Here is a 19,712-nt window from a genome sequence, read left to right as displayed (position 1 = left end):
TGTTCAATTGACGAGAAGAAGCTATCCTTTGTTTGCCGCCACAGGGCTTTTTCGTCAGTTCGTTCAGGAGCATCGAGATGGACATCAAGCTTCATAAGCAAGCGACTACCACACCCAAGATCCGTGCAAAGATCCAGGCCGCTCCTGTCTACATCCCAACCAGTACACGGTATTGGCGGAGCGCTTTGGCGTGAGCGATATAACCATCTGCCGGTGGCGACATCGAGACGACGTATATGATCGTCCTTACACGCGTCATAACCTCCTAGGTGTATGGTCCCGGGAAGTAATGAACGGGATGTTGATAGAATCGCTCTGGGTCATCCTGCCAACGTTCGAGGATGATGCCAATGGGTGTTTTGCCCTTGAGCGCACGCAGCGGACGAGCACTGTTATAGGCCCAGAGATAGTCCTCCAAGTGAGTACTAAGCTCGCTTAAGGTCGCATAATGAAAGCTGCGCACAGTGGCTTCCTTGATCGTCCGATTCATCCGTTCAACCTGTCCATTGGTCCACGGGTGGAAAGGGCGTGTCAGACGATGTTCAATGCCATATCGATGGCAGATCACTTCAAATGGGTGCGGTTTGTAATACTCTGTTCCGCGCCACTTAGCGAATTGCACACCGTTGTCTGTCAGTACTGTGTGGATACGATACGGTAGCTGTTGAAGCGTATCTTCGAGGAATTCAGCGGCCTGCTCCCGCCTAGCTATCCGATAGAGCCTGGCATGCACAAACTTGGAGGTACGATCGACAGCCACGAACACATACGCCTTACCTTCTCCGGTGCGAACTTCACAGATATCGATATGCAGGTAGCCAATCGGATAGCGTTTGAACTATGGTTTATCCGTTGTTTTCTGGGGCTGACGGGGTATTTGACTGATACCGTGACGCACATACAGGCGGTGCAGGCTGGAGCGCGTCAGATGAGGAATAAAGCGCTGGAGCGCAAAGAGGCAGTCATCTAAGGCGAGCCAAGTGGTGCGGCGAAATGTGATCACTGCAGCCTCTTCAAGATCTGTCAAAGAGTTAGAGCTTGGCTGCTTGAGGCCCATGCGTTCATCTTCCACGGAATGGCGATAGCGCCATTTACGCACCGTTTTGGGGTTAAGGTTGTAGCGACGACTCAACTCCGCAATCGAAGCTGACGATCGCTGTATGTCTTTTCAGATGACGTGCATGATCTTGGCGCGTTTGTGAAGTACTTGAGCCATAGGTCCTCCTTCGATAACGGTTGATACTATAGACCACTACACCCTGGGACCATACACCTAGCCACCCTCAATAGGGAGCAGGAAGAAGTGCTCATCGCCGCCAGAAAGTTTCTTTGCCTGGGGCTAGATGATCTCCTCATGGTGGCTCGTGAGTTTCTTCATCCGACCCTCTCCCGTGCTGCCTTGCACCGGATGCTGAAAAGGCGGCAGGTACCAACGCTTGCTGAACTGGCACATCAGGACCAGGAGGACAACAAGCAGGCACCCAAGTCCTCTCGGGACTACGAACCAGGCTACCTGCACTTGGCATCAAATTTCTGTCGCAGATGCCCGATGAGACCCAGCTACGGTACCTGTTTGTGGCCATCGACCGCGCCACGCGCTGGGTCTATCTTGAGGTGCGCTCCAGCCAGTCAGCGAAGGACTCAGCGGCGTTCTTCCATCGCGTTATCGACAAAGCGTCGTTCAAGGTTCAGAAGGTGCTGATAGACAATGGAAAGTGCTTCACCGATCGTTTCACACCGGGCGGTGAACGGAAGCCGACAGGAAGCCATCTCTTCGACAAGGCCTGTGCATAGCATCTTGTCGAACACCGGCTCATCCGTCCGGGGCACCACCAAACCAACGGGATGGTCGAGCGCTTCAACGGCCGTATTAGCGATGTACTGGCGACTCGACGCTACGAATCAAGGGAAGATCTGGAGCAGAGAACTAAACGTTACTGTTGGCTCTACAATCACTGCATCCAGCAGAAGGCATTACATCATCAGGCACCGATCTCGGCCATGGAGCTTGGCCGCAGATTTTGAGTGCAACACCTGAGTTTCCCTATAAGGTATTGCACTCATGTCATACTCAGAACTCAGCATTACCGATTGTGCCACTATCCAGGTTTGTCTCTCTCAAGGCCTGAGTCTCCGAGCCATTGCTCGATGCCTGAGTCGTTCTCCCTCCACTATCAGCCGCGAAATTCGCCGAAATAGTGAGCCGGACAACGACTACCGAGCTGCACGCGCGCAAGTGTCGCGACTCAAGCATCGGCGCTTTTTCCGGCCCAAGCGTAAGCTTTCCATCGGTAGTGAGCGGTTCAGACTTGTCGAGTACCTTCTTCGCCGCTACTTGTCTCCTGAGCAGATCGCCGGCAAGCTTCGACACATGAATTTACCCAAGCTTGAAGGCGCCTACGTCTGTCGCGAGACGATTTACACCGCCATCTATGCGCTGCCGGTTGGGCAACTGCGCAAAGAGCTCATCCATTGCCTGCGGCAAGGCAAAAGTACGCGTAAGCCTCGGCGTGGTGAGACAGACCGGCGAGGTCAGATCCCCAACAAGGTCAGCATTTACCTTCGCCCGCCCGAGACGGACAAACGCGAGATGCCTGGGCATTGTGAAGGCGATCTAATCAAGGGAAAAGGCAACGCCTCAGCGGTTGGCACTCTTGTAGAGCTCAGTAGCGGATACTTGATACTGGCAAAGATGCATGATGCGACTGCGACCTCAGCCATAGAGGGCTTCAGTGCCGCGCTGAACAGAATGCTATTGGCAGCACGAAAAACCCTGACGTATGTCCAAGGATGGGAGATGGCCAGGCATGCCGCTATCACGCAAAATACTGGCGTCGCCATCTACTTCAGTGATCCTCATAGCTCTTGGCAAAGAGGCCGCAACGAGAATATCAATGGTCTGATTCGCCAGTATCTCCCCAAGGGAAAGGATCTGTCACTGACCAGCCAGGAAGAGCAGGATGCCATTGCCTTCGAGCTGAATATGCGGCCTCGAAAACGCTTCGACTTCAAATGCCCTATCGAGGTGATGAATGAACTGATGGCAAAGCACAATGAAGCATCACCCTCAATTCAATAGAGTGTTGCACTCAGAGACTGCATACGCCGAGACTATTTTTCGAATCTGTATTTCCTATGCAGGATGAGACACATAAGCATTTTTATTTAGGTATGCTACCGCCCCAGGATTTTGGGACAGTTCCTGAGGCCAGACGGCAAAAAGGGCACCGCAGCGAGAGCACGGGCCCTTATTGATATAAGTTAAAGTATTCTTTCTAAAAGAATAAAAGATTATACATGTTTTTTCATATTTTGCTAGGTGTAGGATGCCGGATGATCAATTTGGCTGCAGCAACTGAAGCGCTCAGAACGGCACTTCCGCATCACCAGCATCTGATCTTACCCAGTAACCATGGACACCCACCCAAGCGATCATTCGGGCTTCGAAGGCCTCTGAGCTGATCATCCCGATGGCACTGTGCCGGCGATGCCGGTTGTAGTCCAACTTAATATACTCGAACACATGTCGTTTCATCGCTTCCCGAGTGTGAAATCGCTCGCCGTGAATCGCCTCGACCTTGAAGCTGTGGAAGAAGCTCTCGGCACAGGCATTGCCATAGTAATTTCCCTTGGCGCTCATGCTGCATTGGAGGTCGTATCGAGACAGCAACGACTGATAGAGAGCCGAGCAAGACTGGCTGCCGAGATCTGAGTGCACAATCACATCTCTTGACATCTTTCGACTCCGTAGAGCCATCTTCAGGGCATCAGCGGCCAAGTGGGCGGTCATCCGTTCATTCATCGCCCAGCCGATGACTTTGCGCGAGTACAGACCGATCAATACTGCCAAGTAAAGCCAACCCTCGTCGGTCACCAAGTAGGTGATATCACCGACCCATTTCTGGTTTGGCACCTTTGCGGTGAAGTTCTGTTTCAGCAGATTGGACGCCACCGGCAGTGCGTGACGCGAGCTTGTGGTGGCCTTGCACTTCCGCGCCGCTTTGGCGCGCAGGCCTTGCCAATGAAGACTGGCAGCGACGGTTTTGCGATTTATCGACAGCCCCTCATCACACAGATCCAAGGTCAATCTGGGAGCGCCTGAGCGTCCTTTCCGGTGGTGGTAGGCCTGGGCCACTCGCTGATCGATAACGGACTACTGGCGTTGCCGTTGACAGAGTTTCCCGCTATGCCGTCGCCAAGCGTAGTAGCCGCTACGAGCAACGCCAAGAATGGCACACATGCGCTGAATACTGAATGCCTGACGATACTGCTGGATGAAGGCGTACTTCACTTCAGGCTTTTGGCAAAGTACACCGCGGATTTTTGCAATATCAAGCTCATCCGATTTCTCGGCTAGCTGACGTTTGAGTCGAACATTCTCGTCGGCCAGTGCCTTCTCTCGGACTGAGACACTTTGCTTCTGTTGAGACTTGGCACGCCACTGATAGAGCTGGCTGGGCTGCACCCCTAGCTCTCGGGCGGAGGCACTGATACCGATGCGGTCGGCGAGTGCTGAAGCCTCATCCTTGTAGGATTGGGAGTAACGGTTACGAGCCCTCTTCATCGACGCTGATTGCCTTGCCATGGGTTACCTCTTTCAGTGTACTTCCTTAATAGGATGTCCACTGTCACTGGGCAAGATCATATTTCGTCCTGCTGACCGCGGCAGTCCAATACGCAGGCGTGGCCATCGCGGCATTGCTCAACGGACTGGTGCCGGTAGCGGTGATGTAGATCGTATGACGCTATATTCAGGCGAGCCGCCTATCCATGAGCCTGTCCCTGACGCTGGTCGGATTGGAAACCGTCTGCATGAACGCGCTTGTTCTACTTCGCTTTCTGCAGGGCTCGGGAGAGTGGCGAGACCTGATCGGCGTACTGTGTGGTTCGCTCGGCGTGATGTCTTGGACATGGTTCGCGCTACACAATGCTCAACAACTCAAGGCCGGCTGTTTTTCCGCGCGAGAGTGGTCCATCCTGCAAGGCATCACGACCGGGGCCGTGGCAAGGATGATTCTTGCAGTGGCAGTATTCGTGCAGCCACGAATACTGCCACTGGAGCTGTCATAAGAGCGCTGATGGGCTTTCGGTGCAGTAGCCGTCTTCATGTCGATGAGCGGTTCGTGGGTTGCCGATGCCTTGTGGAACTCCTCCGCCCAGCGACTGCAGGTCTCCGTGGGTGGGCAGATGACCGTCTTCGAGACCTGCTATGTGTTGCTCTACGGATACCTGCTGGCATGGCTTGCCTGAGGGGCATGCACCTCGGGGTTCGCTTGCTGGCTTCAGACACGCCAAGGCCGCCTCAAAGGGCGGCCTTGGCGTGTCTGGTGAGCAGTCTCCATCACTGCCCTACTTACTTACCTATCTACCTATCTACCTATCTACCTATCTACCTATCAATCAAACACTCACCCATAGAAGTGCTCGACAAGGCTCATGGGAATCGCCGGCACGTAGGTGACCAGCATCAGCACCAGGAAGAGCACGAAGATCATCGGCAGATTGACCTTGGTGGTTTCCCACATGTCCGTTCTGGCAATCGAGCAGGAGGTCGCCAGCACCGAGGCGACGGGGGGTGTCTGCTGACCGATGGCCAGGTTGAGCGTCAGGATCAGGCCGAAGTGGATCGGGTCGATCCCGATCTGCTGGATCAGCGGCATCACGATCGGCACGACCAGGATGATGGCCGCTGCACCATGCAGGAACATCCCCAGCAACAGCAGCAGGATATTGAGCAACGCCAGCACCGCCACCGGGTCCGTGGTCAGTGAGGTGATTTCCTGCGCCAGTTGCTGCGGCAGCTGCATCTCGGTCAAGAAGAGCCCCAGGACGGCTGATGTCGCGACCAGCAGCATGACGACGGACGTCTGGATCACGCCATCGATCACCGCCCGATACAGCACCTGCAGATTCAACTCGCGATAGACCAGTCCACCGATGACCAGCGCCGCCAGCACGGCGATGCCCGCCCCTTCCGTGGCGGTCACGAAGCCGCCGAAGATTCCGCCCAGGATGATGACCGGCAACGTCAGCGCCCAGAAGGCTTCCCGGAACGCCTTGCCAAGCGCCGACAGCGAGAAGGCAGCCTCACGCGGCATGTCGTACTTGCGGGCATAGTAGTAGCAGAGCACTGCCAGGCCGAATCCCCCCAACAGGCCCGGAATGATTCCCGCCACGAACAGTTTGACGATGGAGGTATCCGCGATGGCGCCATACAGGATCATCGACAGCGACGGCGGAATGATGATCGCCAATGACGCGGAGGATGACGTGATGGCCGCCGAGAACTCTGGCGTGTACTTGCGCTTCTTCATCTCGGGAATGAGTACCGACCCCGTGGCTGCCACGTCCGCGACAGCCGAGCCGGAAATCTCGGCAAAGAACAGTGACACCCCGACATTGACCATGGCCAGGCCACCGCGCACGAACCCCACCATCGCCGTGACGAGATTGATCAGCCGCATGGAAATGCCTGACGTGTTCATCAGCGCACCGGCGAGGATGAACAGCGGAATCGCGATCAGCGGAAACTTGGTCGCGCCATTGAAGAGCGTCAGCGGCACGTTCACCAGCGCGTCCACGCCCATGAAGATCACCACACCCACGACCCCCACCGTGCCGATGGCAACCGCGATGGGCACGTTGATCAGCACCAGTGCGAACAGGGCCGCGATAATGATCAGTAGCGTCATGAACGGTGCTCCTTGAGGTCTTCCTCGGCCAGGCGGATGGCTTCCGCGATCTCTTCCTCTTCGCTGTTGACGCCTGCGCACATCTTGCGCCAGGCATGAGGCAGACTCAGCAGTTCACACAGAATGAAGAGCGCCGCACTGATCGGAATCACCGACTGGGTGACGTCCAGACCGATGGCCGGCAAGGCGATGAGGGAGTCCCAGGCCAGCACGTCCAGCACCTGATACCCGAACCAGCCCACCACGGCAAAGAATCCGATTACGATTAGCTCAGAGGTAATGAACAGCGTACTGCGCAGTGCGATGGGCGCCTTGGTGATCAAGCCGGGAAAGCCCATGTGCGAACGCTTCAAGGCCGCGAGACAAGCGCCATAGAAGCTGAGCCATGCCAGATTGATCGAGGCGACCTCATCATACCACGGCAAGGAGCCACCGAAGGTACGCAAGGCCACTGCCGCCAGCACGATCACCGTCAGCGACAACAGCAGGCCGACGGTAAATACCTCAAGGCAGCGTTCTACCACACGGTTGATCCTGTCCAGCACTGTCAAGTCAGCCTTGGCCGTCAGTCCTTCCCCACTCTCGGTGGGGAAGGTTGCCTTGGCCGCATGGGAATGCGAGCTCATGACTTACTCCTTGGCCAGTGCCATGGCCCGGTCAACCAGCGCCTGGCCGCCATCGACCTTGTCGGAGAACGCCTGATAGACCGGCGCACTTGCAGTGACGAAGGCATCCCGGTCCACCTCGTTGACGGCCATGCCACCCGCCTTGAGGCTTGCCAGCAGCTTGTCATCAAGCTCCGCACCCTTGGCGAAGGCCCAGCTCTGGGTCTCGGCGGAGACTTCGGCAATCGCTGCCTTCACGTCCTCGGGCATCTTGTGCCAGCCGGCCTGACTGCTGGTCAACCAGATGGGCGAATAGACATGATTGGAGAGTGACAGGTACTTCTGCACCTCCTGGAACTTGGCGCCATCGATGTTGGACAGCGGGTTCTCCTGACCATCGACGACCCCGGTCTGCAGCGCCACGAAGACTTCCGAGAAGGCCATCGGCGTCGGGTTGGCGCCCCAGGCGTTGAACATGCCGGTCCGCCATTCGCTCTGTGGGGTACGCAGCTTCAGCCCGTCCAGGTCTTCTGGCGCAACGATCGGATGCTCGTTGTTGGTGATCTGACGGAAGCCGTTCTCCCAGGTGGAGACCAGCTTGAGGCCCTTGGACTTGGCATCCTCGGCCAGATCCGTCATCACGATCGCGTCATCGATGCGCTTGAGGTGCTCGCGGTCCTTGACCATGAACGGCATGTCGAACAGGGCGAAGCTTGGTGACACGGACGACATCACCGAGGAAATCGCGGCCAGGTCGACCGTACCCAGGCGCAGCTTCTGGATCAGCTGGCGCTCATCCCCCAGCTGCCCACTGTGGTAGTACTCGACCTGATGCTCATCGCCGAGCCGGGCTTGCAGGCTATCGGCGAAGTACTGCGCGGTCTGGCCCTGCAGACTGTTGGGACTTCCCCCGATGGCAAACACGATCTTCTCGGCATGCGCGGTCGTGGTACCCAAGGCGGCGGCTAACAGCGTGGCGGCAAGCATGACTCGCTTCATTGTCGAATCCCTTTGATTGTTCTGATTATGGGTATGGACGTATCGCGTATGGCATGACGCTTGAGGACGGTGAGCGTGTGCTGGCGACGGAGCTTCGAGCGCTTCACGCGCAAGAGCCGCCTTCCTCAAGTGGACTGCAAACCATACCAGATAGAGCAGAACTTAGACGCCTTCCGACTCAAGGGTCAATCCAATTGGCGCAGAAATAGACCTTTGTCTAGACAAATACGCAATATATCGCTCTACACCATAACATCTGGCCTGTTTTGCAAACCACATGATACCTGATGGCGGTGCTCCAGACGCGAAGGCCCCACCGGCATCGCCGGCAGGGCCTGGACAGATCAAGACATCAACCTCGATGTCTCTTCAGCGGGGCCATGAGCTGGCACTCACCATGGCGCAGGGGGGCTTCTTACGCACCGCCTCCCCAAGCCACGGCATCATGGGGGTGAAGGCTCTCGATATGCCGCACATGGACATGCGCCTCACCCTGTGAGACCGCCAGGCCATTGATCAAGCGGCGCGCGGCGTCCTCGACGAACATCAGATTCTGACCATTGAGCGCGGCAAACGCCTGCTCATCGGCGCGTTTCACGGCCGTCTGGACAGGCGTCGCCACGGCCTGCTCGATGGCATCGATCAGCGCGATCAGCCCTAGATCCTCGGCCTCAGGCTTGAGGGTGACCCGGACAATCGCTTCACTGCGCTGGCTGTGGGGCGTGGCCAGGGTGGCATGGTGGGTGAGCCACTCGGCGACCTGCTCTGGGGTCAGCGTTGCATCATGGCGGTGAGCCTCCAGGAATGCCTGCTCGATCAGCTGACGCGACAGGGCCGCCGAGCAGGGACAGGTGGAGGAATAGCCAACCGTGACACTGGCCTGCAGCGTGAACCTGCCCTCGTGCAGACTGGCCTCCAGCGTGACGGGATACGACTTCCATCCGTAGAGTGCCGGCGTGACTAGCGCCGGACGCTTCACCAGCAGTGCGAACGTCATCTTCACGCGGGCATTGCGCGAGGCGCAGTCATGATGACTTTCGACCATTGCAGCGAGCACATTCCGCAGACTGCCGGGGGTCAGCGCCTTGCCCTCCGCCAGCCCATCCAGCAGACGGTAGAGGCGCGACATGTGAATGCCCTTGGTGTGCGGCATCGGCAGGTCGACCTGCGCATCCACGCGGGCATGCAATTCACGGCGGTAATCGCCCTCCTCGATGAGCACGGGCAGATCAATGCCCTGCATGCCCACCCACTGAAGGGGGCTCAGGGAACGGGAGCGCTCGGTCAGGGAAACGTCGGGGAGTATTGCGGTCATTCGTCAGATATCCAGAGCGGCTCTCATCAGTGCCGCCTTCCTCACGCCGGTGGGAGGCAGGCACTGAGTTCCGCCGAAGTGTGGGGGAGTGTCAGGAGAGGTGAAGAACACAGCGCGGACGGCTCGCCGTCAGCGCAGGATCATCCCGCCAGTCGCGAGGAGTGATGGCCGGTGATCTTCCACTCGCCGAGGATCTCCTCGAAGGTGAACAGAAAGCGGGCCGGGATCGTGACCGTCTCGTCAGCGACGCGATACTCGAAGGTGTAATGCCCGCCGATCACCACGGTGCCCAGCTTGCGACTGACCCGTGGCGAGTACTCACCCAGCTCGCAGGCCAGCGCCTCATTGGCGAGAAAACCATCGAAATAGGCCTGCCGTTGCTGGCGATTCTCACGCACATCATCGGCGACCGTCGGCACCAGAATCGCGTCCTCGGCATACAGCGAGAGAAGCGTTTCCTTTTCCCCACGCGTGACGGCGATCGCCCAGCGCTCGAGCGTGCGAGTCGCGGCATTGATGCAGAATTCAGCGTCACGTTCCGTCAATGGAGGGGACGTCGGATGAGGCATGCAGTGGCTCTCCCTTGAGGATGGTGCTCTTGAGGATTTGGAAGGAAAGACGGGGGCTGCCGGCCTCCCCGCCTTGATGTCACGTGATCGCTCAGGCGTCGGCACACCGCAGGATGCCCTGCCCCAGACGCTTAATCAGCTGCGGATAGAGTGTCTCGCCCAGCGGCAGCCCGACACCCAGCGGCTCGAAGACGATGGAGGTCTTGACGCCGGTCCCCTCGAAGACACTCTCGATCAACGCCGGGTTGTACTGTGGCTCACGGAAGACACACTGGATGTTGTCCCGCGCCACGCGCGTCTGGATCTCCTTGACGCGCGCTGGGCTGGGCGTGGAGGCATCCCCCAGCGAGATGGCACCGGACGCGGGGACATCGAAGCGGTGCTCGAAGTACTGGTAGGCATCATGGAAGACGATGTAGCGAGTGCCCTGAACTTGCGCCAGACGCGCTGACAGTGACTCTGTCATGGCGTCGAGCTCCCGCTGGCCCGTCTGGGCATTCCTGCGATAGGTCGCGGCGTGCTCCGGGTCCTGCGCTGCCAGCGATTCCGCGATCGCCGCCAGCCAGAGACGCGCATTCATCGGGTCCAGCCAGCCATGCGGGTTCATGCCAACGTGGGCATGCTCATGGTGCTCGTCATGGCCGTCGTGATGCTCGTCGTGCTCCGCATGGGCTTCGTGACCGCCATCATGATGCTCGTCATGGTCACCGTGCTCTTCATGATCACCATCGTGATGCTCTTCGTGATCGCCATGCACTTCATCATGTTCAAAAGACACCTCATCATCATGATGATGCGCTTCGAAGGTGGCGCCCTCGCGATAGCGCAGATGAAGGGTGCCGGGCACTTCCATCAGCTCGAGGGTGTCGGCATCCGCGGCCAGCGACGCACGCGCCTTGGCAAGCCAGGGCGTCAGGTCATCACTGACGAAGATCAGGACATCCGCGTCGGCCAGTGACCTGGCCTCCGAGATCCGCATGGAATAGCCATGCGGCGAGGCTCCAGGCTGGATGACAAGCTCGGGACTGCCCAGCTCCCCCATGACGCGCGAGACCAGTGAATGCACCGGCGGGATGTCCACCGCGACGGAGGGCACCTCCGCCATGGCCACGGCGGGCAGCATCAATACCGGCAGCGAGAGTAAGGGCAGCAACCGATTGCGCATGACGGTTCTCCAGAAGATGCGATGACACGGAAGGAAGTTTGGAGACGCTACCGCCTCGACCCAATATGTTATAACATAACACTTACGATCACTGAACCGTCAACGTTGTCATTCTTCAAGGGCCTGCTCCCCATGCCGCTGTTATCGATCGAGAACCTCTGCGTCACCCTCGGCAAGCACCGCATTCTCGAGGAGATCGAGCTACAGGTGGAACGCGGTGAAATCGTCACCCTCGTAGGCCCCAACGGATCGGGCAAGTCCACGCTGCTTCGCAGCATCATCGGGTCCATTGCTCCGTCGCACGGTCGGATACAACGAGAGTCGGGACTCAAGATCGGCTATGTCCCTCAACGTCTGAGCCTTGACCCGACGCTGCCGATGACGGTGGAACGCTTCCTGAACCTGCCACATCGACACTCGCTGGATGCCGTGGCGCATGCCCTCCTGCAGGCCGGCATTCCCGGTGCCGAGGTTCAGCAGATCGCCAGTCTCTCCGGTGGTCAGTTCCAGCGCATTCTGCTGGCCCGTGCACTGCTGGATTCGCCTGATCTCCTGCTGCTGGATGAGGCGACCCAAGGCCTGGATCACCGAGGCATCGCGGATTTCTATCGTCAGATCGACCGTGTCCGTCACACCCTCGGCTGCGGAGTGCTGATGGTCAGCCACGAACTGCATGTGGTGATGCGCGCCTCGGACCGCGTCGTCTGCCTGCATGGGCACGTCTGCTGCCAGGGCACGCCAGAGCGCGTCATGGCCTCACCGGCCTATCAGGATCTGTTCGGACTCGATACCGCTGACGCCCTCGCCTTCTACCGACATGACCATCGACACAGCCATCGACACAGTCATCACCACAGCCACACGGCCCCGCCGATGGATGACAGGGTGCCGCCTGCACAGCCCCTCACGACACCCGCGACACCGATCACAGAGAGATTGTACTGATGCTTGACGCCCTCATGGACGACTTCATGGTCCGCGCCGCTCTGGCAGGCATTGCCGTGGCGCTTGCGGCAGCGCCCCTGGGCTGTTTCGTCGTCTGGCGGCGCATGGCCTATTTCGGCGATGCCACGGCCCACGCCGCGATTCTCGGGGTGGCGCTGTCACTGTTGATGTCCACCTCGATGCTGGCAGGCGTGCTCATCGTCTCGCTGATCATGGCGACGCTGGTAACCCTGCTCAGCGGACGCGGCTATGCCATGGACACCCTGCTTGGCGTCATGGCGCACTCCGCGCTCGCCTTCGGGCTGGTCGCCGTCTCCTTCCTGCCTGGCGTACGGATCGACCTGATGGCCTATCTGTTCGGCGATATCCTGGCCGTCAGCAAGACGGATCTTGCGATCATCGCCACAGGCGGCCTGCTGGTCCTCGGGCTGCTCCGCTGGCGCTGGTCGGCATTGCTCACCGCCACGCTCAACGAAGACCTGGCGCGTGCCAGCGGTATCAACCCGCGACGCGAGCAGCTGGTGCTGACATTGTCGCTGGCCGTGGTGGTCGCGGTCGCCCTGAAGGTGGTCGGGGCGCTTCTGATCACCGCCCTGCTGATCATCCCGGCGGCCACGGCACGCCGCTTCTGCCACACCCCCGAACTCATGGCGGTTGCCGCTGCCATCATCGGCGGGATTTCCACCACCGGCGGACTGCAGGCGGCCTACTGGCTGGATACGCCCACCGGCCCCACCATCGTGTGTCTCGCCGCCCTGCTGTTTGCCCTGAGCAGCGTATCGGCACGGCTCTCGCGTCTGGCCTCCCGCACAGCCCCCGACGCACCTGATCCACGAAAGCGAGTCGAGTGAGCCTCTCAGACACTGACAGGATGCCGGAACGCCGAATGGCGAGACGACTACTTTTCTGCGTCAATTAGCAGCTTGCGCAATAGACGGGCAAGCTGCTCCTGCTCCTCACTGTCCAGCACACTCGCCATCTGATGCAGGTTCTCGACATGCCCCGCCAGGGCATCGTCGATCAGATGACGCCCTTCCTTCGTCAGCACGACGCGATTGCTACGCCGATCTTCATCACTGGCCTGTCGCTGCAACAGCCCTCGCTTTACCAACTGATCAATCCGCGTGCTCATGGCGCCAGAAGAGAGCATCAACGTCTGATACAGCTGAGTCGGCGTCAGCGGTTCTCGAGAACGTCGCAGTGTCGCCAGGATATCGAACTCGACAGCAGACAGGCCAAACCTCTCGAACACCTGCTCCATGGCTGGACTGAACAATCGACCAGCTCGGCGAAGACGTCCGAAAATGCCCATCGGCCGACAATCCAGGTCGGGGCGAGCCACCTCCCACTGCGCAAGAATACGATCCACACCATCCGTCATCATGTCTCTCCTGAATATCTTTTCAAAAAGATACTTTGATCTCTGGAGATTTGCGAGTACTGTAAATATATCTTTTAAGAAAGATACTTTCAGGAGAGACAGCTATGCCACTCACCAACGCCAGGAGCCTGGCCATGACCGCCATGGCCCCGATCATATGGGGCAGCACCTATCTGGTGACGCAGACCCTGCTGCCCCTGGATACCCCCTTCACTGCAGCGGCCATCCGCGCCATCCCCGCTGGGATACTCATACTTCTCTGGACTCGGCAGACCCTGACAGGTGGGTGGTGGTTGAAGGCCATGGTGCTCGGCACGCTCAATATCGGGCTGTTCTTCACTTGCCTGTTCGCCGCTGCCTACCGCATTCCCGGTAGCCTGGCCGCACTGCTGCTGGCCAGCCAGGCGGTGTGGGTACTGCTATTGAGCCGCTGGTGGCTAGGCACCGGCTTCAGCGTGACGGCAGTACTGCAATGTGGCTTCGGCGTGGGGGGTGTGGTGCTGCTGGTCACTTCCGATCAGAACGGGCTGGACCCGGCGGGACTCGGATTTGCCCTGCTCGGCGCGCTCTCGATGGCAGCCGGCATCGTCTTGAGCAAACGCTGGGCACGTCCGCCCGACGTCAGTCAATTGAGCCTGACTGGTTGGCAACTGGTGTTCGGCGGGCTCTTGCTGCTCCCCCTGGCTGCCTGGTCGGAAGGGATCCCCACCTCCCTCGATCCTCGTCATCTGCTTGGCTACGGATACCTGATCCTTCTGGGGGGCGTGCTCGGGTATGGGCTCTGGTTCGCCGGCATCCAGAAAATGTCCGCCTTCTCCGCCTCTCTGCTGGGGACCTTGAGTCCGCTGACCGCGACGGTATTGGGCTTCCTATGGATGGACGAGTCATTCGGACCGCTTCAATGGCTTGGCACCTTGTGCATTCTCACGGCCCTGACACTCCCTCTCGGATTCTCACTCAAGCGACATGTCGCTCAACGCAGCCAACCTGCACCTACCCAATGACACTCCCAAGGAACTCACCATGAACTTGCACCTGATGATCATCGTCGCCAGTCAACGCCCTGAATCCGCCAGCCTGCGATGCGCACGATTTCTGGAACGTCAGGCCCTTTCTAGCGGCTTTGCGGACTGTGACATTCTTGACCTTGGCAAGACACCACTCCCCTTGTGGGACACTGATCTTGACAGTCATGTAGGCCATTGGTCCGACATGCCGGACCTTCGACAACGGGTGCAGGCAGCCCATGCCGTGATTCTGGTCACGCCCGAGTGGCATGGCATGGCCACACCGGCGGCCAAGAACTTTCTCATGCTGTGCACCCAACATGAGCTGGGGCACAAGGCTGGATTGCTGGCAGGGGTATCTGCGGCAGACAACGGGGTGTATCCCATTGCCGAGCTGCGCATGAGCGGGACAAAGAACAATCACCTGTGCCTGATTCCGGAGCAGCTGATCTTTCGTCAGGTCGATAGCCTGATTGATGCTGATTCGTTGTGTCACGATGAACCGTTCGAGGCTCGGAGCCGCTACACCATGAGCCTGCTGGCCCACTATGCACGCGCCCTCACGCCGATAAGAGACTTGCCGGGCGTTCCCTCAAGGAGCTTTGCCTTCGGGATGTAATGCTCTGGCCAGCAGGGCTGGCTCTGACGTCTTCTCATCCACCATGACAACGCCCCACTGACCAATGATCAGTGGGGCGTTGTCATGGTGCGCGAGAGTCATCGGGCACTATCTGCCCATCACTCATTCCCAGGCGGGGAACGGGTCCGGCAGGTCACGCCAGGCTTCCTTGCCCGCCAGCAGCGTGGCGTCATCGAGCAGACAGTCGTCCAGCGCCTGGCGGATACGGGCTTCCTCCAGGTTCTGGCCGATGAACACCAGCTCCTGGCGCATGTCGCCGAAGGGCTCCTGCCATTTCTCCTGAATCGACGCCAGATACTCGGGGTCTTCAGGCCATTCGACCTTCGGTACCGCCTTCCAGAACATGCCGCCGAAACCGTAGTGGGCGATGCCACCGGCCTGGTTCCACTGCCCCGCGAACTGCGGGCGCGTGGCCAGCCAGAAGAAGCCCTTGGAGCGCAGCAGCTTGCCACCGAACCAGTCACCGTGGAGCAGCTGGTAAAATTTCTCAGGATGGAACGGCACGCGCGCATGGTAGGAGAAGCTCGAGATGCCGTACTCCTCGGTCTCCGGCACGTGCTCGCCGCGCATCTCCTTCAGCCAGCCCGGTGCCTGCTGTGCACGATCGAAACTGAAGCGACCGGTATCCAGCACCTTGGAAAGCGGCACGGCGCCCTGCGCCATGGGCAGAATCTCGGCTTCCGGGTTGAGCGAGCGCAGCACGGCCGTCAGCTCATCCAGCTGGGTTGCCTCGATCATGTCCGTCTTGCTGATCAACAGCACATCGCAGAACTCGATCTGGTCAACCAGCAGGTCGGCGACATTGCGCTCATCGTCCTCGCCGAGGCTTTCCCCGGCTTCGGCCAGTGACTGCGCCTCGCGATACTGGGCAAGGAAGTTGGCACCATCCACGACGGTGACCATGGTGTCGAGGCGCGCGACATCGGAGAGGCACTGGCCATCCTCATCCTCGAAGGTGAAGGTTTCCGCCACCGGCAGTGGCTCGGAAATGCCGGTGGACTCGATCACCAGGCAGTCGAAGCGCCCCTCCTCGGCCAGCCGGCGGACCTCGATGAGCAGGTCCTCGCGCAGCGTGCAGCAGATGCAGCCATTGCTCATCTCCACCAGCTGCTCCTCGGCGCGATTGAGCGCCACCTCGCTGCCTGTGCCGGGTGCGCCACGCACCATGGCGGCGTCGATATTGACCTCGCTCATGTCATTCACGATCACCGCCACCCGCCGCCCTTCGCGGTTGGCCAGGATGTGATTGAGCAGTGTCGTCTTGCCGGCGCCCAGAAAACCGGACAGCACAGTGACTGGCAGGGATTGTGGCAGGGGCCGCGACAGGGCTTGAGACGGGGATTGCGTTGGAGACACTCGGGGGGAAGTCATCAGGCGGTACCTCGATAGGATAGGGTCTTGGCCACGTCGCTTTCGCCTGGAGGCATTCTTGCCGGCGCAGGGTCAGGGCGAGGGACAGGTGAGTGCCTGGACGTGGGGGACCGCTGGTTTCTCGATCATCAGATGCGGTAAATGATACGTTATAACATAATCTTCCGTCAGCCATTTTCTGATGAACCGCCCCACCTCCTTGTCTCATCAGCATCAGAAAGAAAGAAAACGCCCCACTGGCAAGCCAGCGGGGCGTTTCTCGTCGTGAGCAGAATGTCAGGTGACGATCAGACCGCCATCATCACGGCAGAGGCCATCACTGCCCCGCCCACCAGACGAGACGCGATGGTTGGCACGCTCATCAGGCGCTGACCCACTGCACGGCCCAGCAACGCCAGGGCCAGTGTCGCGACCACGAAGCCCGCCATGTAACCCATGGCACTGCCAGCCGCCGGCATTTCCAGCGCGTGGGCGAAGCCGTGGAAGGCCATGAAGCCGGCCACCATGACGGCGCCAGCCAGAGTCGGCAGACGCAGCAGCAATGCCACCAGAGCACCGGACACCAGCACCGAGAGCAGGATGCCCTGCTCCGCGATCAGCGCATGCAGCGCCTGTCCACCGCTGAGAAGCGCAATACCGGCCCCCGTCAGCATGCCGATGACCATCAGCAGCGGCGTGGCAAGCGTCAAGACCCGAGACTGGCGCGCGCTCCAGATCCCGATGGCCAGCATGGCCAGCAGGTGATCCAGCCCGGTGAAGGGATGCGTCAGGCCGGCCATCAGTCCCTGGGCATCATGCCCGGGGTGTGCAGAGGCCGAGGTCGCCACCAGCAACAGTGAGGTGGCCAGCAGTGCGGAGTGAGAACGCTTCATGTGTCATTCCTGAACAAGAGGATGATGAATTCACCCGATATCCGTCATGTGTCGACTACCGGGAGACAATGGATTCCTGGCAAGCGGCAGAAAACGTTGCGCCGTCAGGCCTGTGCGGCCAGCTTTTCCGGGCGGCGCTCCGGCAGCATGCCGCGATCCAGAATGAAGGCGATGATCTCTTCCAGGCCGACGCCGTCATACAGGTTGGCGAACACGAAGGGCCGCTCGCCACGCATCTTGCGCGAGTCGCGGTCCATCACCTCAAGCGAGGCATGCACCTGCTCGGCGATGTCGATCTTGTTGATGATCAGAAGGTCGGACTTGGTGATGCCCGGCCCGCCCTTGCGCGGAATCTTGTCGCCTGCCGAGACGTCGATCACATAGAGCGTGAGATCGGAAAGTTCGGGGCTGAAGGTCGCGGACAGGTTGTCACCGCCGGATTCCACCAGCACCATCTCCATGTTCGGATGACGCGCCTGGAGATCATCGATGGCCGCCAGATTCATCGAGGCGTCTTCGCGGATCGCGGTATGCGGACAGCCGCCGGTCTCGACGCCGAGAATGCGGTCCGCCTCCAGTGCTTCATGGCGCAGCAGGAAATCGGCATCTTCGCGGGTGTAGATGTCATTGGTGACCACCCCGATGTCGTAGTGATCGCGCAGGGCCAGACACAGCTGACGCAACAGCGCCGTCTTGCCGGAGCCCACCGGCCCACCCACTCCTACGCGTAGACAATGCTTCATGACAGCTTCCTTTCTCGTGAGATATCAGGCGTTCGTGTCGGTCGGTTCAGGCGCCGCCGCCTCAGGACAGGCGGCGTTCACTCAACTCCTGAACAGACGGGAATATTGGGTTTCGTGCTGGGCGGAGGCGAGTGCCAGCCCCGGCAGTATCGGGCCAAGCGCTGCATCCGGGCGCTCAAGCGCCTGTGCGACGACCTCCACCACGCGGGGGCGCAGTTGCTCGGTCAGGCGCTGCGCGGCGGTATGCCCCAGCGGCATGGCCTTGCAGGCCACCGCCAGCTGGTTTTCCAGCCAGGCCCAGGCAAAGCCGATCAAGGTCTGGCGCAGTGGCACCCCACGCTGATGCGCCACCCAGGCGAACACCGTGACGTAGCCCGGTGTCTCGGGCATCAGCGCCGCTGGCGGTTCACGTTCGAGGCTTCTGAGCAGACGCAGCAGCGCCGCCCCGAGACGCGCGTCCTCATCGCTGAGTTCGGCGGTTTCGCGTGTCGCCTTGAGCCAGCCATCCCACTCATTGAGCGCCGCCACATCCTCCACGGCCCATGCCTGCTGCAGGCGCACCAGCAACGGCAGTTCGCAACGGCCGAGCCCGTCTTCCAGCACGCCGTCGATCCACTCGCCAAGCTCCTGCTCCTGAGTGACCCACCCCAGTTCGAAGGCACTTTCCAGCCCCTGGGACCAGGCAAAGGCACCGATGGGCAAGGCCGGACTCACCAGCTGCAGGAGCCCCAGCAGTGCCAGGTCCTCCTGAGCCGGCAGGCCCGCCATGGCATCAATGCTCATGCGTGTGCTCATGGGCGTGGCTGTGAGAATGACCGTGGCTGTGCTCATGCCCGTGCGAATGACCATGATCGTGAGAATGAGCCCCCTGTCCCGCCTGGGCATAGGCGCCCGGCTCAGGATCAAAGGGCGCCTCGTGATGAGTGAGGGTCGCGCCAAGGCGCTCGGCCAGCGCTTCCAGCACGTGGTCCGGCGGGAAGCGCACCCAGCCGGTCTGAATCGCGGCTCCGGTCTCGGCTTCCTGCATGCCGATCGCCAGCTGCACATGGCGATTGCCCAGGTGATAGCAGAGCGCCGCCATCGGACGTCCGGCGGCGATGTGGGCAGTCACTACCGGCTCATCCGCGGCGCGGATGCGGATCACCTCGCCCTCGCGCGAGGCCAGCCGATCGCCGTCACGCAGCACCGGTCCGCGATCCAGAAACAGGCCGACCTCGCGCCCGCCGTCCGTGGTGGCACGCAGCCGCCCGCGGATGCGCAGCTCCAGCGGCAGGGTCAAGGTATCCAGAGGCTCCGCCTCGGTGTGAGCGCTCGCTGGGTCGCCTGAGCCACTGGCGTCTGGCAGGCGATGTATCAGTTCCATCATGGCGTCAATCTCGAATAGGGAGTCAGAACAGGCACTTGAAAC

The 19,712-nt window shown here is 60.0% G+C and carries 19 protein-coding genes and 4 pseudogenes; 9 read left to right on the top strand and 14 right to left on the bottom strand.

All coding sequences use genetic code 11. The features are described 5' to 3' along the window. Positions 1 to 77: 77 nt before the first annotated feature. Positions 78 to 286 (top strand): annotated as a pseudogene (locus tag HXS66_RS17520) (IS481 family transposase); the annotation flags it as partial. Here the strand turns inward: HXS66_RS17520 and HXS66_RS16235 are convergent. Next, positions 266 to 1,162, bottom strand: a pseudogene (locus HXS66_RS16235) (IS481 family transposase). The pseudogenes HXS66_RS17520 and HXS66_RS16235 sit on opposite strands and share 21 nt — an antisense overlap. A gap of 117 nt (positions 1,163 to 1,279) precedes the next feature. Here HXS66_RS16235 and HXS66_RS16230 point away from each other — a divergent pair. Both HXS66_RS16230 and HXS66_RS16225 read left to right on the top strand, forming a co-directional pair. After that, a pseudogene (locus tag HXS66_RS16230) lies at positions 1,280 to 2,007 on the top strand (DDE-type integrase/transposase/recombinase); the annotation flags it as partial. A gap of 55 nt (positions 2,008 to 2,062) precedes the next feature. Next, the gene (locus HXS66_RS16225) at positions 2,063 to 3,079 is read left to right on the top strand and encodes an IS30 family transposase (RefSeq protein WP_176504065.1); all 1,017 of its coding nucleotides are present in this window, start codon (positions 2,063 to 2,065) and stop codon (positions 3,077 to 3,079) included. A gap of 348 nt (positions 3,080 to 3,427) precedes the next feature. On the opposite strand, the pseudogene HXS66_RS16220 reads toward HXS66_RS16225, so the two are convergent. After that, positions 3,428 to 4,585 (bottom strand): annotated as a pseudogene (locus tag HXS66_RS16220) (IS3 family transposase); the annotation flags it as partial. A gap of 185 nt (positions 4,586 to 4,770) precedes the next feature. Between HXS66_RS16220 and HXS66_RS16215 the strand changes: the two are divergent. Beyond that, the gene (locus HXS66_RS16215; RefSeq protein ID WP_176504064.1) at positions 4,771 to 5,070 is read left to right on the top strand and encodes a hypothetical protein; all 300 of its coding nucleotides are present in this window, start codon (positions 4,771 to 4,773) and stop codon (positions 5,068 to 5,070) included. A gap of 42 nt (positions 5,071 to 5,112) precedes the next feature. After that, on the top strand, positions 5,113 to 5,250 hold the full coding sequence (locus HXS66_RS16210) for a hypothetical protein (RefSeq protein WP_176504063.1): 138 nt from the start codon (positions 5,113 to 5,115) through the stop codon (positions 5,248 to 5,250). Positions 5,251 to 5,408: 158 nt separating this feature from the next. Here HXS66_RS16210 and HXS66_RS16205 read toward each other — a convergent pair whose 3' ends face one another. The 6 genes from HXS66_RS16205 to HXS66_RS16180 form a co-directional block, all read right to left on the bottom strand. Further along, positions 5,409 to 6,692 carry a TRAP transporter large permease gene (locus HXS66_RS16205; protein WP_084208291.1) on the bottom strand — a complete coding sequence of 428 codons (1,284 nt, stop codon included), beginning with the start codon at positions 6,690 to 6,692 and terminating at the stop codon, positions 5,409 to 5,411. Next, positions 6,689 to 7,318: a TRAP transporter small permease gene (locus tag HXS66_RS16200; protein WP_176504062.1), complete on the bottom strand. Its 630-nt coding sequence runs from the start codon at positions 7,316 to 7,318 to the stop codon at positions 6,689 to 6,691. Before HXS66_RS16200 ends, HXS66_RS16205 begins: the two co-directional genes overlap by 4 nt. A 3-nt stretch (positions 7,319 to 7,321) precedes the next feature. Further along, a complete protein-coding gene (locus tag HXS66_RS16195) occupies positions 7,322 to 8,296 on the bottom strand; it encodes a TRAP transporter substrate-binding protein (protein WP_176504061.1) in 975 nt (324 codons plus the stop codon). A gap of 415 nt (positions 8,297 to 8,711) precedes the next feature. After that, positions 8,712 to 9,611, bottom strand: coding sequence for a GTP cyclohydrolase FolE2 (gene folE2, locus HXS66_RS16190; RefSeq protein ID WP_084208288.1), 900 nt, complete (start codon positions 9,609 to 9,611; stop codon positions 8,712 to 8,714). 140 nt (positions 9,612 to 9,751) lie between these two features. After that, positions 9,752 to 10,180 carry a DUF4440 domain-containing protein gene (locus HXS66_RS16185; RefSeq protein WP_136938543.1) on the bottom strand — a complete coding sequence of 143 codons (429 nt, stop codon included), beginning with the start codon at positions 10,178 to 10,180 and terminating at the stop codon, positions 9,752 to 9,754. A 91-nt stretch (positions 10,181 to 10,271) separates the two neighbouring features. Next, entirely contained in the window at positions 10,272 to 11,345 is a 1,074-nt protein-coding gene (locus HXS66_RS16180) for a zinc ABC transporter substrate-binding protein (protein WP_176504060.1), read from the bottom strand. A gap of 132 nt (positions 11,346 to 11,477) precedes the next feature. Between HXS66_RS16180 and HXS66_RS16175 the strand changes: the two genes are divergently transcribed. Together HXS66_RS16175 and HXS66_RS16170 are read left to right on the top strand one after the other, a co-directional pair. Next, the gene (locus HXS66_RS16175; RefSeq protein WP_176504059.1) at positions 11,478 to 12,290 is read left to right on the top strand and encodes a metal ABC transporter ATP-binding protein; all 813 of its coding nucleotides are present in this window, start codon (positions 11,478 to 11,480) and stop codon (positions 12,288 to 12,290) included. Next, the gene (locus HXS66_RS16170) at positions 12,290 to 13,141 is read left to right on the top strand and encodes a metal ABC transporter permease (protein ID WP_176504058.1); all 852 of its coding nucleotides are present in this window, start codon (positions 12,290 to 12,292) and stop codon (positions 13,139 to 13,141) included. Before HXS66_RS16175 ends, HXS66_RS16170 begins: the two co-directional genes overlap by 1 nt. Positions 13,142 to 13,188: 47 nt before the next feature. Here the strand turns inward: HXS66_RS16170 and HXS66_RS16165 are convergent, their stop codons facing one another. Beyond that, positions 13,189 to 13,566: a MarR family winged helix-turn-helix transcriptional regulator gene (locus tag HXS66_RS16165; RefSeq protein ID WP_240499689.1), complete on the bottom strand. Its 378-nt coding sequence runs from the start codon at positions 13,564 to 13,566 to the stop codon at positions 13,189 to 13,191. Between the two features lie 239 nt (positions 13,567 to 13,805). Between HXS66_RS16165 and HXS66_RS16160 the strand changes: the two genes are divergently transcribed. After that, positions 13,806 to 14,675 (top strand): EamA family transporter, encoded by an 870-nt coding sequence (locus HXS66_RS16160; protein WP_176504057.1) that lies wholly within the window; start codon positions 13,806 to 13,808, stop codon positions 14,673 to 14,675. Between the two features lie 19 nt (positions 14,676 to 14,694). After that, positions 14,695 to 15,297: an NADPH-dependent FMN reductase gene (locus HXS66_RS16155; protein ID WP_200017211.1), complete on the top strand. Its 603-nt coding sequence runs from the start codon at positions 14,695 to 14,697 to the stop codon at positions 15,295 to 15,297. A gap of 123 nt (positions 15,298 to 15,420) precedes the next feature. On the opposite strand, the gene zigA is transcribed toward HXS66_RS16155, so the two are convergent. The 5 genes from zigA to ureE form a co-directional block, all read right to left on the bottom strand. After that, on the bottom strand, positions 15,421 to 16,689 hold the full coding sequence (gene zigA / locus HXS66_RS16150) for a zinc metallochaperone GTPase ZigA (RefSeq protein ID WP_176504056.1): 1,269 nt from the start codon (positions 16,687 to 16,689) through the stop codon (positions 15,421 to 15,423). A 287-nt stretch (positions 16,690 to 16,976) separates the two neighbouring features. Beyond that, entirely contained in the window at positions 16,977 to 17,561 is a 585-nt protein-coding gene (locus HXS66_RS16145; protein ID WP_176504055.1) for a HupE/UreJ family protein, read from the bottom strand. A gap of 104 nt (positions 17,562 to 17,665) precedes the next feature. Then, the gene (ureG, locus tag HXS66_RS16140) at positions 17,666 to 18,304 is read right to left on the bottom strand and encodes an urease accessory protein UreG (RefSeq protein WP_176504054.1); all 639 of its coding nucleotides are present in this window, start codon (positions 18,302 to 18,304) and stop codon (positions 17,666 to 17,668) included. An 81-nt stretch (positions 18,305 to 18,385) separates the two neighbouring features. Continuing rightward, positions 18,386 to 19,087, bottom strand: coding sequence for an urease accessory protein UreF (locus tag HXS66_RS16135; protein WP_218015197.1), 702 nt, complete (start codon positions 19,085 to 19,087; stop codon positions 18,386 to 18,388). Then, positions 19,077 to 19,670 carry an urease accessory protein UreE gene (gene ureE / locus HXS66_RS16130; RefSeq protein ID WP_176494430.1) on the bottom strand — a complete coding sequence of 198 codons (594 nt, stop codon included), beginning with the start codon at positions 19,668 to 19,670 and terminating at the stop codon, positions 19,077 to 19,079. The genes HXS66_RS16135 and ureE overlap by 11 nt, the downstream gene beginning before the upstream one ends. Positions 19,671 to 19,712: the final 42 nt, after the last annotated feature.

It is taken from the genome of Cobetia sp. 5-11-6-3, assembly GCF_013374055.1.
GTDB lineage: Bacteria > Pseudomonadota > Gammaproteobacteria > Pseudomonadales > Halomonadaceae > Cobetia > Cobetia marina.
This window is presented reverse-complemented; position numbering and strand designations above follow the sequence as displayed.